The following is a 15,508-nucleotide window of genomic DNA, read 5'->3' on the forward strand; positions in this document are numbered from 1 at the left end:
ACATACCAGTAGGTAATGGATTCGCTTACCTAAGCCTGGTTACAGACGCATATTCTCGCAAAATTGTAGGATGGCATCTGCATAAGAGCCTTCATGCTATTGGAAGCATCAAAGCACTTAAAATGGCCTTGGAACAAAAAGGTGAAGCCCTACCCTACCAGCTGATCCACCACTCAGATCGTGGCATCCAGTACTGTTGTAATGATTATATCAAGCTCCTCAATGACAACAAAATTTTAGTTTCTATGACCAATTTCCCTGATCCGCTAGAAAATGCTCTTGCTGAACGTATGCACCGAACACTCAAAGAGGAGTTCAAGTTAGAGCGAGGCTTTCCAACTTTTGATTTAGCGCTACAAGCAGTGGCCAGGACAATCTATGTCTATAACCATAAATATCCGCATGGTAGCTTGGGATATCTAACGCCAAATCAAGTGCATAAAGGTAGAAAACCAGGTAAGAAAAAATGGAGGAAGTACAGTAGAAAGGCTAATCAAGCTCTGATGGATGCCATGGTGGCTTGACTTACAAACTAAGACAGAACAGAGTAAACATTTTTCCCTCAATCCATCACCCTCCACCTGGAAAAAGGGTGTGGGTGAGGGAAAAATGGGCAACAAAAGCAGGTTTTTGAAATAATGTTAAACCAGAAAAGACAAGTTCTCAATAATGTACAATTATTCAATTACCTTTAAATCCCTCCTTTTTGTAGACCTATTTTAGCTCTATTCATTTAACCTGACTAGATTCAAATCAAAATTTCAAAGAGAAAACAGTTATTTTTTTAAGCTAATGAAAAAGTGAGGTCAGGTTGTAAATTTCTCCTATTTCTGCACTAGACAATGCTCTATTGAATATTGCTACCCCCCCAATATGGCCGATAAAATGATTGGTCATTTCGCCACGAACAGAATTGCTGCCTACCGTAAAATCAGCTCCATCTTTACCGCCATCAAAAATACCTTCTGGATAAGGGAACGGATTGCTGTAAGGCGCGCTGTCCAATGTACCATCTAGGTATACTCGGATAAACTGCCCGTCATAGCTCATGGCAATCATATGCCATTGATCATTCGCCACTTCTGTTCCCCCTGAAGCATAGCTGATCCAGGCTTTCTCTCCTGGTGACTTACCGCCCAGGGCAGAGATATGTCCATGCACTCTATTTTTGCAAGGTACACGTTTCATCGTGTGAGATTGGGTCATGCTGTGGGCATTCATAAAGAGATAGTACTGTCTTTTGTGGCGGCTTTCATCCCAAACACCGGCGATAGCCTGCCAGGGCTTTTCACTTTGTCGTTTTACCCAGGCAACTACCGTCACCTGCGCATCAGGTCCAAAAATATCGAGCTTACCCAGTTGTTCCCTAGGCACATGCAGCCAGCCACCTTCTTCTACTTTAAGAAAAGAGGGGCCAAAAATACCTCTTCCCTTTACAAATTTCACCTTTTTATTTCCTGCTATCAGTGTGACAGGCTCGGCTCCATATGCTTCTAAAACTGCCTTATCTTCTTTGGGTTGGAAATCCCAGAAACTAACCAGCCCTTCCTGTTCATAGATCCATCTGCTGGCAGAATCCTGAGTCAGTTGAGCATGACAGGATGTCCATAAGAACAAAAAAAGCCAAACCTCATGCATCAATATCTGAAAAACGAACTTCATTTATTTAAGACCAAGCGCCTGTTTTTTCTCTTCAGGAACTGTACCTTCAGCTACACCAGTGGTATAGGGAATAGGCTTCATCATATCCTGATCCATTTGCTCAGGAAGGATGAAAACATTACCCTCTTGGTCAGAGAAATACAGCACAGATTTAGAAGGCTGTCTACCGTGTCCGTCGGCCCAAATAGCGTAAAAGTCAGGATGCGCATTTACCGGACGGCGGGCATAGGTATGGTTTCTTTCGCTGCTAGAGGTTAATTGTTTGACCATCTTCCAGCTTTTTCCCTGATCAGTACTGGTCCACATGGCAATTTCCCCTCCAGGATTATAAGGCTGAGGGCCAGTTTCGGTAGGAGCAATGATACGCCAGGTTCCATCTTCCTCTAAATAAAGAGAACCCATGTCATAGTTATTGTCTGAAGTGGTGATGTCGTGGATAAGCCACTCATTGTCGTTCCAGTGGGCTATTTTCCAGGTTCGTGGATCATTGGCAGGACCTGCCTCATAGCCTTTACTGGTCAGGTACAGGATGACAGGATTCCCCTTTTCATCGTAGCGGATATCTTTGAGATAAACATTCAGATCTTCATTGTAATAATCATGAATGAGGGCGGGGTTTTCAATTTCTGTGAGTGGTAACTGCAAGGTCTGTCCGTCAACGGTTTGCCAGCTTTTGCCAAAATCCGGTGTTTCTACATAATAAAGATTTGTTCTGTAATTCAGACCGTTTTTTTCTTCCGTATCCGGGTGAAAATTAAAAGCACTACCTGCCACTTTTCCATTGGTAGCGCTGATCTGGTAATGGCCTTTTTTAATGGCTGCGATCCGCTGCCACTCTGACCAGCTTTTGCCGTCTTCGCTGGTCATAAAGCAAAGTGTCCTGTCCGCAGGAAAATTATACTTCGTAAAAAAGTTGATAAACCCCTGCTCGGGAAGATACCAGGCCTGCATGTAGGAGAAGTTGGTCATAGGTATTACCTCCTCCTCTTCTTCCTTTGTAACCTGTATCAGCTCAAATGAGTCAATATTGTATGGTTCCTTGCTACGGCTGATATAGGATGGTCGGGAAGTACCATGTGAGGTAGAAAAGATCCAGATGTAGCCTTCATCATCTATGGAAATTACAGGATTATCGTGGGCATCGGTAGTGTGCTTGTCCAGCAGCAAGGTTGGCTTGGGTACCATGCCAGTCTCATGATCAAAATAGGAGACCATATGGAGCAGAGTAGAATTGGTGCTGTCAGTGCCTCCGTAACAAAAAAAAGTTTTATTGACCTCTGGACGGTACACCGCAAAAGGTTTATGCTTAGCCGGATAGGTACCCAACCCTCCACTGTATTTGTAAACATACTCATTGTCTATTTTCTGGTTGTAGTACCAGATGCCATGATAACCATCTACCTTCTGGTTAATGAGTTCTCCTTCAGCAAATTGATTATCCGGATGTACCTGTTTCACATCTGCCTCTGTGCCCTGCTCGCTGGAAGAAGAGCAGGCCAGGGTTAGCAGAGAACATACAATGAAAATGGAAAAAATTTGTCGTTGCATAAACTTAGTTATTTTGATCCCACCATACTGGAATCGTGAAAATGGTTATATCATTGATGTTACTGGGAGTATTCGGATTTCTGCTCACTTCGTCCAGTGGATAAGGTAGGCGCAGAGCAGTGCCTTCGGGGTGGCGCATTTCCGGAATGCCTGTACGCCTCCAGTCGTTGTATGCCTCCATTGCTTGCAGTAGCCAGAAGGAAATATATTTCTGCTTGATAATGTGCTCCAATGTCAGGTCATCAATTCCTGGAAGTACACTTCCCTGCTCCATGTAGGCAGTTGCTTCAGCTTCAGCAATACCTGTGCGTAACAGAGCCTCTTCTACAGCTTCCTCGTAGGAATTATAGGCTTCTTCTGTGTTACCCTGCCGGAGATTGGCTTCGGCCTCAATGAATTTAAGTTCATCATAAGTTACCAAAGGCAGGGGTGCATCATCTGACAAAATAGTCTCCAGAGAAGGAGATGAATACAGTACGTGGGCTACATCAGACTGATTGTTGCCTACTGGCGCCCCTACAATCTCATCGTTGATCTTGAGCAACCAGTAATCCGCTCGTGGATCTGTAAAACCTTCTTCGGTGAACTCATCCAGTATGTCTACAAAAGTAGTACTGGCAGCATAGATATTTTGTCCTTTTTGAAAGTTAGCATAGGGATTTGCATTGGCTGTACCCGTTTGGTACTGATTGAAAATAAAGCTTTCCTCCGGACCGGTAAATGAATTAGCAATTGCCTGTAGTGCATTCTGAGCAGATTGCTGAGGGTTCACATTACTTAACCTATTGTAGAACCTGGCTTTGAGCGCATAAGCCGCTTTAATCCACTTGTCGGTATCTCCTTGATAAATCAGGTCCAGATTACCAGGATTGGCGATAGCTTCTTTGTTTAAATCAGCAATCGCCTCATCCAATAAATTTTGCAGATCAGTATAGATAGCTTCCTGGCTATCAAAAGCAGGTGTACGGTTAAGGCTTCCCTGTAATGCTTCCGAATGAGGCATGTCCCCATAAAGGTCTGTTGCACTGCCCAACGTGTAGGCGTACAGCACTTTGGCAATACCAACATAAGTGTAGTTTCCTTCCTCATCGCCTCCCTCTGACCCTTTCTGTATAATAATGCTGAGGTCAGAAAGTCCGTCGTAGGTACTGTTCCAATGATTGTTACTCACATTCATAGGCTCAATGGGGTTCAGCCTAACGTTGGTAGCATGCTCTACAAACACTGCAATGGCACGGGCAGCATCTCCACCAGCAATCGCACTTACCGTATTAATTGTAGCCTGCGGTAAAAGAAGGGAAACAGGCACATCGGTAGGTGAATTAGGATTGGTATCTATCTCATCCATAATGTCTTCAGAACAGCTGAACTGCATAAAGATGAGCAGTAGTAAGCTCAGGTTAATTTTGTATAGTTTACGTTTCATCATCATTGAAAATTTAGGGTTAGAACTTGAGTCGGACACCTGCTCCATAGCTTTTGAGCTGAGGGTAAGAGCCGTACTCTTCACCCTGAGAGTTACCTCCTCCATTACCTACACCTGTTTCCGGATCAAAATTGGGGAGGTTGGCCCAGAGCAGAAAGTTACGCCCAGTCAGAAATACGCTGGCGGAAGAAATGAATGTTCCACCTAAGAGGCTTTGCGGTAGATCATAAGTAAGGCTTACCTCCCTGAGTTTGACAAAAGAAGCATCATACACATTGGACTCTACGATGGGGTCTTCATTTCTGCGAAAGAATTCAAACCCTCTTTGAATTACTATATTGTTATCACCTTCTACCACTAGGTTGCCCGCTTCGTCATAAAACCCTTGTTTACCGGGAAAAACGTAATCTTCTTCACGATTTTCAGTGACTGCCAGCACACCGTAAAGTTTTCCCAAACGATTGACACCTGAAGAAATCACACCTCCTTTACGCCAATCAAGCTGTGCCATCAGGCTAAACCCTTTGTATGTAAAGGTGTTGACAAAACCTATTTCAAAATCAGGCTGTACACTTCCTAGCGGTACTTCTTCGGTAGAGCGCAGGGGCATGCCGTATCGTGGGTTTGGGTTTCCATTGGGCAGCAATTCTCTGCCATCTACTACTACCTGACCAGTAGCTGGGTCACGCGCATAGCCTAATGCTGACAGGAATGGATATTCTCTGCCTTCTTCCGCTACTATGTTAGGTCTGAAACCTCCCAATTCCAGCCGCTCTATTCCTTCTGCCAGGCTTACAACTGTATTATTGTAGCTGGTAAAATTAGTGGTAACTTCCCACTGGAAGGCATCTCCATACACTGGTTGTCCTGTCAAGATCAGTTCATGACCTTTAATGCTCATTTCTCCGGCATTACGCAATTCGGTTGCAAAACCAGTAGAGCGGGCTATGGGAACACGATAAATTTGCCCATCGGATCTGGTATCAAAATAGGTGTAGTCAATTCCCAGGCGGGCATTGAAAAACCTCAGGTCAAGGCCTAGTTCTACTGTACGGGTATTCTCCGGTTCCAGAACCTGGCTGTTGAGGTTATTACTGAGAGTAAAAGCATTGATACCATTGAAAGGAAACAGAAAACCTCCTGCACCACCCTGCACATAAACATTTTGGGTTGAGTATATAGGTCCTGCCTGTCCTACTTCCGCAATGCTGGCCCGTACTTTCCCAAAGGTCAGGTAGTTTTCATTATGTGTGATAAGTTCGGTGAATGCCAGGCCCAGCCCCAAAGAAGGATAGAAGAATGAACGATTGCCTCTTGGCATGTTGGAAACAATGTCATTTCTTCCCGTAGCATTCAAAAAGAAGGTGTTATTCCAGGAAGCTGCAACATTTCCATAGAAGCCTACTACTCTTCTGCGGCCTATGTATTCGTCAGTGGTTTGGGTACTGGTGTTTGACACATGATCAAACCCACCGATAATGATGTCATTCCCCTGGTTATTGATTGCCCTTGAACGTACATCATAAATTTCATTACCCAGCAGTATGTCCAGTTGAAAGCTTTCTGCAAAAGTTTTTGAGTACTGTAAATTCAAATTGGAGTTGATCTGCTGGCTAGTATTCAAACGATCGTAGATTCTTCCGCCGCTGGGAGGATCAGTACGGCCGCCGGTGTCGCCAGAGCCGAGGGCAAGAACGGTTTTATTACTTTCCGTATAGGTATCCAGGCCAAGCCTGTAGTTGAGACTTAATCCTTCAGCTATTTTATAGTTGGTATTGATGTTTCCAAAAAAGCGATTGGTTTTGTTATCGGTATAGTTGTTTTGCAGCGACCAGTAAATGTTGTCATGCTGGCCCCGGAAGTTGATCTGACTGTATGGGTTACCAGGTTCGGAAATAGGTTTGGCGGCCAGGTTATAGGATATAGGAGCAAAGAAAGCAGCATAGAACAGGCTGGAGTTCCCTCCACCTTGTACCGCTTCATCTATCCGTAGGTTGGAGTAGTTTAGAGATGTTCCTACCGTAAGCCTTTCTCCCAGTTTGTAGTCACCAGCAAGCTTGAAATTCAGGCGCTGCATTTCTGTACCGGGTACAATGCCCTGCTGATCTGTGAAACCTACTCCAACTGCATAGTTACCCCCTTCAAAGCTATTAGCGATGTTAAAATTACCATTATAAGTACCACCAGTCTTAAAGAACTCTTCCGGTGTGTTATAGGCAGCAGCGGCTTCTTCTTCTCCAAGCTGGTTAATATAGTTACCCATAGTATCTATGCGTGGCCCCCAGGAAAATGATGAAAAGGCATTGAACATTCCATTTTCTCCCTGCATGTAGGTTTGCTGTATGTCAGGCATCACAGAAATTCTGTCAAAGCTGTAGTTGGAGTCAAAGCTAATTTGAGGTTTGCCCCCTGCACCTTTCCCACGCTTGGTAGTGATCACGATCACTCCATTGGAAGCTCTCAGACCATAGAGAGCAGCGGCAGTAGGGCCTTTTAAAACGTTGATAGAAGCAATATCACTGGGATTAATATCTACTGCACGATCGCCACCGTCTATGGGCAATCCATCCACTACATACAAGGGCTCATTGTCCCCCACAAAAGAGCGACTACCACGAATGGTTACCTGAGGCCTGGCTCCCGGAGCCCCGGTAGAAGGGCGAACTATGACTCCGGCAACTTTACCCTGCAAGCTACTGATCATGTTAGGATTACCTACTTTGGCAATAGCCTCTCCATCCACTTCCTGTACCGCATAACTAAGGGCTTTTTTCTCGCGTTCAATACCAAAAGCTGTGACAACCACTTCCTGCAGTGAAGCGATGTCAGGCATCATATCAACGTTAATAATTTCACGTCCGTTGATTTCTACCTCTTCAGAGACAAAGCCGATTGAAGAAAAAACCAGGGTAGTTACATCGTCTTCTACCGTTAACCGATAGTTACCGTCTATGCTAGTTACCGTACCTGTAGTAGTACCTTTGGCCAATACGTTGACCCCAGGCAGAGGGTCTCCGCTCTCCCCATCAGTGACAGTTCCCCTGATAACTTGTTGTAACACTTTTTCAGGAATAATGGCAGTATTCCCTTTGAGGGAATTGATGTTACCTTGAAAGGTATTACTCCCTGTCTGGTTAAATCCTGGCTTGGTTTGCCTGATTTGCTTGGGTAAGTTGTCCCGGAATAGAATAACCTGATCGGCATAGATTCGGTAATGTATATCTTTGCCATTAAATATCTTTTTCAGTACTGCACTTAAAGGTTCCTCTAAAGCAATAAAACTCACCTGCGCTTGTACATCAATCTGGTCATTGCTGAAGACAAATACATAACCAGTCAGGCTTTGTAGGTCTTCCAGTACCTGAGCAATACTTTTGTTATCTACCTGCAGACTGATCTTTTTCTCTGCCTGATCAGGCTGTATGCTGGCCTGTAGCATTTGTCCCATAGCTGCATGCATACTCAACATGATACATACACTTAGCAACATACTACTGTATATTTTGGGATAAAGGAAGTGTGTGAACAATACTTTTGTCCACTTTGCCAAATTTTTCATAAATTGACAGCGTTTACATTAAACATTGATTAAAGTGCCGGTGAGAAAGTGATTGTCCGCCAAGACCTGCTTTCTCTTCCGGCAAAAGTCTAAGACCGGATCATTGATATCCGGTTTTATTTTTAATCTGTCTTTTGACAGCCCTCTCCATACAAAATGACTCTTTTCCCATCCTCTCTAAAACCAAAAGCGTTAGTCATGGCAAGTGTATTAAGAATCTCGCGATAGGAATCCTTGCTAAATGTACCGGTCATGCTACAGACTTGCAGTTGTTCATTTTCAAACTCCACTTCAATATCAAAGTAATGTTCCAGTACTCCGGCAATTTCCTGAAGGGTACTTGCCTGAAAAACAATTTTATTTTCCATCCAGGCTAGGCTTTGTTCTACTTCAGTCGTTTCTTTTGAAATACTCTTGTCTGTTTTAGAATAGGAGAGTTTTTCGTTAGGTTGTATCAATGCAGCCTGTTCCTGCTCACCAGGATACAGAAAGGCTACTTTACCAGTGCTGACTGTTGTCTCCATTTTGCTGTCTTTTGCATAAGCTTTTACATTAAAAGAAGTACCCAGCACCCTGATCTTACCTTCGGGTAGTTCTATAATAAAAGGTTTCAAGGTATCACGTGCTACATCAAAAAAGGCTTCTCCATTCAGGATTACTCTGCGTTCATCACCATTAAATGATTGGGGAAATTTCAGACTACTTTCAGTGTTGAGGTAGATGACGGTTCCATCAGGCAACCTAAGCTGTTGCTGTCCACCTATCTGGGTTTGTACCAGTTGCCACTGCTTACTTTCATTAAAGAATGGTGTATATATCCATAGCAGGTAACCTGACAAAAGGAGAAGAGATATCATGGCTGCTGCTAGATATGCTCTCTTAGACAAAGAGAAAATTGGAGGTTCGCTTATCCGTGCATCTATACGGGCATACACCTGATCTGGCTTAGGCAGACGTTCAACTCCTCCTAAGTCCCAGGCTTGCTTTAGTTCCAGATACTCATGTTGGTTGGCATCAGACGCTCTGATCCATTCTTTTAATTGCTGCTCTTCTTCGGGATCAGTGTGTCCTGACAGATGCCTGATGATGAGTCTTTGATAGTCCATGGTTGTTGTATTTCAGTCTAAAGACAAGCGAAAACAACAAAACCCCTATGCCTACAAATTTTTTTTTACAATGCTGTTAGAGATCTCAAATAAAGGAGAGTAAAAAAGTAAGTGGCAGCAGCTTTACGAGATTTGAAAGGTAAAATTGCATATCAGCGTGTTGCTGATAGTTTTGGATACTTTTTCTCAAAATGAGGGTTGCTTTAAGCAACTGATTCTCAACCGTTTTATTGGATATCTGAAGTAATTCAGCCACCTGTTGATATTTCATGCCATCCAGGCGCACCATCTGAAATATAAGTCTGCAGCGAGGAGGCAATCCATCAATTGTCTTTTCAATGATAGTCTCAAATTCCTGCTGCATATATTGATATTCCGGTTGAGCATCCTGCTTACCTGCTATTTGAGGCAACTCTATGTCATTGTTGAGAATAAAACGTTTATTTCTTTGATTAATCAAGTTAAGCGATTGCCGTTTGGTTGCTATGAAAAGGTAATTATCAAGCTGAATTACCTTGGACATTTGCTTTCTGTTTTTCCAGATTCTGACAAACACTTCAGATACCACTTCTTCTGCTATCTGTTCAGATTTAACGAAGTAGATAGCCCAATGAAATATTTTTTGATAATAGTTATCATAAAAAGTCCGGAAGGCTTTCTTATCATTCCCTTTAGCAACTTTGCTAAGCAATACTTTTATTTCGGCATGGTCCGCCACTGCTCTTTAAGATTAGTCAGTTTGTCACTCATAATTTCAAATCAATATTCAACAATTCAAAATTATTTTCTTGATTAAGTCACAAAAAAGCAAAAATTAGATTTATTATTAGCAAAAATTATGAATTCTTAAATAGAAAATAATTATTATTTTTCTAACAAATTTTTAAACTTTATTTATAATTGTATAATCACTAAGCAACTTCAAAAGGGTGCTTGAAGTTAAATACCTGTTATCTAAAAATTAATTAGGTGATTATTAATGAAGTATTCCGGTTATTTATCTCATCTTTAATTTTATAATCGCTTATATGTAAAGAGGTTTAGAGCAGTCATATTAGTTGGTTTTCCCATGAACATAATGTTATTAGTAGGTGCACAAAACGGTACTTTAATAAAGCCAATATTAATAGAAAATTAGTGTTAATGGGTTCGAGAGCTTGTTACTTCTAGCTCTTCAATGAAATTAAAAATAGTTTTAGCTGAAGTAAAGTAGAAAGATAATGACTCAAAGTACACTAACTTATCATAAGCAATTAGGTAACCTATTCGGTGACCAAGACATTTTTTAATTCTCAAATAATTGACTTTCAATTGTTTATAATTACTGTTTAGGAGCCTAACCCTCTGCGAGGCTCCTGAAACTAAAGGACATTTTAAAGCAAACCCCTTTAAATCATATGGTTTAGAGTTTTTTTTCTTTCTCAGGATACCAAATAGAACCAAACCAATACAAATCATTCGGTGACCTTTTTTGGTTTTTTCATCCTGTAAATTGTACTCCTTTAATACGTTTTGGTATATATCAAAACAGAGCAAATTTAAGCAATTTGATCATCTGATCATGAGGCTGTGTTCTTTGGAATAAGCTTATTTCATTCCATCGCCTATGAAAACTTAATAAAAACCACCTTTTTTTATTCTCAATTTTTTGACTCTCAAATAGAGTATGCTCTGGGGCATCAACTGAAGAACCCTACTCTTTTGAAGACTAAAAGGAATAAAAGTTAAAAGAGGAATTTATACAGTTTATCAAGACAATATCTTAGAACTTTAGGCTTACGAGTATTCAATCAGCTCGAGATGATCCACAGATTGCATGCCCCCTTTAACATAAATTGAAACTCTTACATTGAAGACATGAGTAATCAGTGAAAGAAGTTATACTCACCGAGGAACAGGGCCTGAACTAAGGGCGACTGGCCATATCCAAGTCTTTGACCAGCGCAGAGCCTGCGGGGTGTGGGAAGGGAGGAGACTCCCCGGTCAAAAACTCTATCAGAATATTACGCGTCATGTGTGCAAGCCCCGTGGCGTTGGAATTCGATTCCACCACATCTTGACCCAAGCGCTTCCCCATCTCCACCGGCGTGGGGCGATAAGTGTGCGTAAAGAATGCACCATCCGGCGCTCGCATCTCGTGTAATAAGGCCGTGCAGCGTTCCACAATTCGCAGTCGAAGCTCGTCATCAAACTCCTCCCCGTGCTGATGGATGATATTCAGCAGGTTGGCTGTATTATAGACGATGATCGAGTTGTCATAGTCCTCGTTGAAGAGAATACGCAGGGTAGTTTCTTTCACCTTCTCCGCTTGCGGCAGCTTGATTCCTGCAAGGTGAAGGAATGAAAAAACCTTTAGGGTACCAGACAAACGATACCCCCAGTTCTCTTTTCCTTCGTAACCAAAAAATCCGTCCGGCTGCTGCATTTCGCTGACCAACTGTTCAACAGTCTTGGACAGGACCTTACGCCGTTCTGCGGGAAGCTCCCGAAAGAATGGCCATTGGTGCCGCAAACGCGCCCCTACTTCCCACGTATTGTCTCCCCATGGCAAGGCCCGCATCCAGGCATTCAATGCCTCGGGAGACTCAAGATGAGCAAAAGCCTGTGCCGCCTCTTCATTGTGTTTCATATTATCCATCGGCGGTGGATAGAGCAGCTCACCACCCAAATCGCTAATCGTACTCAGCGCCATAGACGTCACACGCGAAAGCGTAAGATGCGTGTATTGATCACGATGCTGAGGGTCACGAAACAAACCGCTTTCTGAATCTTGCCTACCTTGGAGAAAGCCGATCACGTTCGCCTTAAAATCAGGTGTAGTTGCTTCCAGCAAATCGGCCTGCTGCAAGATCGCTACCAGCTTTGAGGTGGACTCTATGTCCGGTGCGAAACAAGTGTCGGTCGGTGCGGCCTTTTTCGCACTCAGGGAATAGAAGCAGCCACCGCTTTCGGAATCGTAGACCTGCGCCCACCACGCAAAGGACTCATTAAACTCAGCGTCCAGCGAGGCCAAAACTCGGTCTTCAGCCTTTTTGACCTTGACGGAATGCTGCCCAATAAGAGAGGTTGTGACTAGTGTAAATAATAAGATCAAGGATAACTTATTAGAAAAAATTTTTCTCATTTTATATAAAGTTTTGTAGTACACCCCTTTTATTCCGATGGCACTCAAGCCGAATGTACAGCACTACGCGCTAATAATATTACTGATATCTATTTCATACATCTGGCGTTTGCCTCCCTGATGCGTTGAGTCAAAGTAAACTTTGGTGCCCTGTTGGTTGCAGCGTGGGTGAAGGTCGCAGCGCCATTCGCCGCTAAACTTCTCTGGCTCATGAAAGCGCCCCAATATCACTTTCTTTTGGCTGGGCACATGATAGAGGTAGAGATCCTGCTTCCGCTGCTCACCCGGATAGGTATCATTCAGAATCCACTCATGGTTCGTATTGGGAACATAAGTGTTATGGCCGTTACGGGTCATGTACTCTTCGCCAACAATCTGGTACTGCTTACTCTTATCCTGAAAAACATAGAAAGCAGCCTGATCATTATCTTCCGGCTTAGCCCAGGCACAAAGTGCATCATCTCCCTTCCAGATAAAGTGCGAAAAATGTCCTGAATCGTTCAATGCGTATAAATCACTGCCATCAGTATTAACAGTGATAGCCCGGGTGATATATAACTCATCGGGCCCATCCAATGCTTTGCCTGTGGCCTGGCGATATTCTTTAGGAGTTGGGTAGGGACGCGACCGATTCAGAAAAATCATTCTGTTACCCGAGGGGTTTACCAGCAGATGGTTTATCCAGTGGTAGTTATCTGCCACCGAACCCAACGGACGTTCCAGTTTCGCCAGATCGGCATAGGATACAATCAGCTGGTGCTCGCCGCTTTTCAAATCCATACGGTAGATTCCGGTATCTTCCGGTGCCCGCTCGGGTACCGAAGTATCAGTGGTAGCATAGCCGTATCCTGGCCGAAAAAACTGCAGGCGGGCAAAGTCTATCCCAAAACCTGTACGTCCATCCGGACTTAAGGTATAGACTGGCTTGGGTAAAATACGCCTTTGACCAGTTTTGATATTCTGAATGGTGCTCACGAAACTATCCTCTAAACGGGCATTCCAGATCACTTCCTCCGAACTACCAGGCAGCCATTGAAGCATACAGCCTTGCTGCCAGCCCCAGGCACTACTCTGCCCGATGGTAGTCCAGCGGTTGTTATCTTCCAGATCAATCAATCCAATCTGTAAAGTATCGGAGGGCTTAGGGGATCGGAAGAATAGCTCTACCTGGTTGCCCAGAGCGTAACGTCCGCTAGTATCAATCTGCCGCTTATCATAGTAGCCAAACCAATGCTGTTGTGAGCCTTCAGTAATCTGCTTGACGGGCAACTCATCACTCAGGTCAATCACATCAACCACTGACAACTGAGCACCTAAAGATAGTCCGGGAATTAGCGAAAGCCCTAGGCCGCTAATACCTGCTTGCTGAATAAATTGTCTGCGATGTATCATAATCTTTTAAATTTTATGGTTATCAATTTCAGCTTCTCACAAAGCCTGTTAAAACTTTTGTCACTGCCCATCTCATGTAATTACTCCTACCACTGATTCTCAAGAACCATCAGCATCGGGCTATCTTTTACCCATTGCGAGGCCGTACTTGGTTGACGTCCGTAGGGGTCCTGAATCACAAATGAGCCAAGCACAAGATCAGGGGAACCATCCTGATTGATGTCACCCTTATCCATCACATTCCATCTTCCCTGGTCATAGCCAGCCAGTGTAAAGCCTTCAAAAACCAGCGTATCCCCAACGGATTTGTTTTCCAACATCATCAGCGCTTCTCCGGCTGAATCCGGGTAGCCCGGAAAAAAAGAGATCACGGCAATATCCAGGTCGCCATCACCATCATAATCAGCGGGCAAGCCTTCATAAGCCCCATGTACCGGATAGAAGTAAGCCTCCTCAAATGCCAGACTATCCAATCTCTTGAAAATACGGATACCGTGGTAGGGCTTTAGAATAGCTTCATAGTCAGCATTGTCACCGGCCACATGGATAATTTCTTTTTTGCCATCCTGATCAATGTCCAGGTATTCAAAGGTCACACTTCCATAGGTGGGTGGAAATTGCAAAAGCTTCTTTGGACTAAACTTACCCTCACCTTGATTAAGCAGCGCATAGATGCTTTCATCCCCCTGGGTGAACATGGCCAGTATGTCTGTCAGCCCATCATCATTTACATCTTCGGTAAGCACTCGGGAGGGCCCCGCTTTTTGCATCAGTAAATGACGCTCATACTGATCATCGCCGGTATTTTCAAACCACTCCAAACGTCCGGCCCAATTGCCAAACTGGGCAACTACGATATCTTCATCCTGGTCATTCTCAAAATCAGCAAATGCAATATCCACCGGTCGTTGCAAACCTTCAATGACTGTGGTGAGCGAAGTATACTGATCCGAATCACTGTCATTTTCTTTGGAAAACCTCACCACACTCCCGCTTGGAGCATCGGAGGAAGGAAAGGATCCCATGAGAAGGACCCATAAGTCTCCCTCTTTTTCTCTGATACGCGCAGGGGGAGAACGAACACCCAGCGACTGTACTGGCTTGAGGTCTGAGGTAAAAATATTGATCGTGCTGTAATCCTGTTTAACATCTCCGTGATAAATCAAACCTGAACTGGCTTCGTATTGAATCATCGTAGCCATAGGCGGTGAGATACGAGCCTGGGGGGATCTGGCAGTAAAAATATCTTTTACTTCCAGGTCAACAGCTGGGTTAATAAGCTTTTCCGGTGCCTCATGAATAATATAATCCTTAATTTTTTCCCAATCTGCCGTATCAATAAGAGGTTCTTCAGGATATACATTGGCTTCCAATACCAGGCGTCTGCCTTCTCCTTTTTCCAGCAAAGTCTCGCGGCTTTCGTGCTCATAAATACCACTGAATGCACCCATTCTGGGCAGCACTTCGTTTTTCCAGATATGCCTGGGAAGCAATTCAGGAGGAGCGTAGGCATGACAGGACTGGCAATATGCCTGGCTCAATGCTTTACCCTCTGAAAAATAAGCTGTGCTATCAATTCTGGTAGCTTGAGAAGAGTCAGTATGGTTAGTACAAGACAGAAAAAGTACAGTGCTTATTCCCCAAACAAGCATGTATCTAATCGATGACCAACTTCTAAATCCAATCATTTG

At 43.6% G+C, this 15,508-nt stretch carries 10 protein-coding genes; 1 reads left to right on the top strand and 9 read right to left on the bottom strand.

Annotated features, from left to right (window positions below):
* The coding region (locus WJR50_RS29880) for an integrase core domain-containing protein (protein ID WP_341297001.1) at window positions 1-524 on the top strand (524 nt) is incomplete at its 5' end.
* Between the two features lie 265 nt (window positions 525-789).
* On the opposite strand, the gene WJR50_RS29885 is transcribed toward WJR50_RS29880, so the two are convergent.
* The 9 genes from WJR50_RS29885 to WJR50_RS29925 all read right to left on the bottom strand — a co-directional run bounded on the left by WJR50_RS29885 (window position 790) and on the right by WJR50_RS29925 (window position 15,469).
* Window positions 790-1,662 carry a LamG domain-containing protein gene (locus WJR50_RS29885; protein WP_341297002.1) on the bottom strand — a complete coding sequence of 291 codons (873 nt, stop codon included), beginning with the start codon at window positions 1,660-1,662 and terminating at the stop codon, window positions 790-792.
* Entirely contained in the window at window positions 1,663-3,210 is a 1,548-nt protein-coding gene (locus WJR50_RS29890) for a BNR-4 repeat-containing protein (protein ID WP_341297003.1), read from the bottom strand.
* 4 nt (window positions 3,211-3,214) lie between these two features.
* The gene (locus tag WJR50_RS29895) at window positions 3,215-4,642 is read right to left on the bottom strand and encodes a SusD/RagB family nutrient-binding outer membrane lipoprotein (RefSeq protein ID WP_341297004.1); all 1,428 of its coding nucleotides are present in this window, start codon (window positions 4,640-4,642) and stop codon (window positions 3,215-3,217) included.
* A gap of 13 nt (window positions 4,643-4,655) precedes the next feature.
* A complete protein-coding gene (locus WJR50_RS29900; RefSeq protein WP_341297005.1) occupies window positions 4,656-8,195 on the bottom strand; it encodes a SusC/RagA family TonB-linked outer membrane protein in 3,540 nt (1,179 codons plus the stop codon).
* Window positions 8,196-8,317: 122 nt separating this feature from the next.
* The gene (locus tag WJR50_RS29905; RefSeq protein WP_341297006.1) at window positions 8,318-9,301 is read right to left on the bottom strand and encodes a FecR family protein; all 984 of its coding nucleotides are present in this window, start codon (window positions 9,299-9,301) and stop codon (window positions 8,318-8,320) included.
* A gap of 85 nt (window positions 9,302-9,386) precedes the next feature.
* Window positions 9,387-10,019 (bottom strand): RNA polymerase sigma-70 factor, encoded by a 633-nt coding sequence (locus WJR50_RS29910; RefSeq protein WP_341297007.1) that lies wholly within the window; start codon window positions 10,017-10,019, stop codon window positions 9,387-9,389.
* A gap of 1,188 nt (window positions 10,020-11,207) precedes the next feature.
* Window positions 11,208-12,425 (bottom strand): hypothetical protein, encoded by a 1,218-nt coding sequence (locus WJR50_RS29915; RefSeq protein ID WP_341297008.1) that lies wholly within the window; start codon window positions 12,423-12,425, stop codon window positions 11,208-11,210.
* Window positions 12,426-12,488: 63 nt separating this feature from the next.
* Window positions 12,489-13,817 (bottom strand): hypothetical protein, encoded by a 1,329-nt coding sequence (locus WJR50_RS29920; protein ID WP_341297009.1) that lies wholly within the window; start codon window positions 13,815-13,817, stop codon window positions 12,489-12,491.
* Between the two features lie 86 nt (window positions 13,818-13,903).
* Window positions 13,904-15,469, bottom strand: coding sequence for an FG-GAP repeat domain-containing protein (locus tag WJR50_RS29925; RefSeq protein ID WP_341297010.1), 1,566 nt, complete (start codon window positions 15,467-15,469; stop codon window positions 13,904-13,906).
* Window positions 15,470-15,508 lie beyond the last annotated feature (39 nt).

Source organism: Catalinimonas locisalis (assembly GCF_038039535.1).
GTDB lineage: Bacteria > Bacteroidota > Bacteroidia > Cytophagales > Cyclobacteriaceae > Catalinimonas.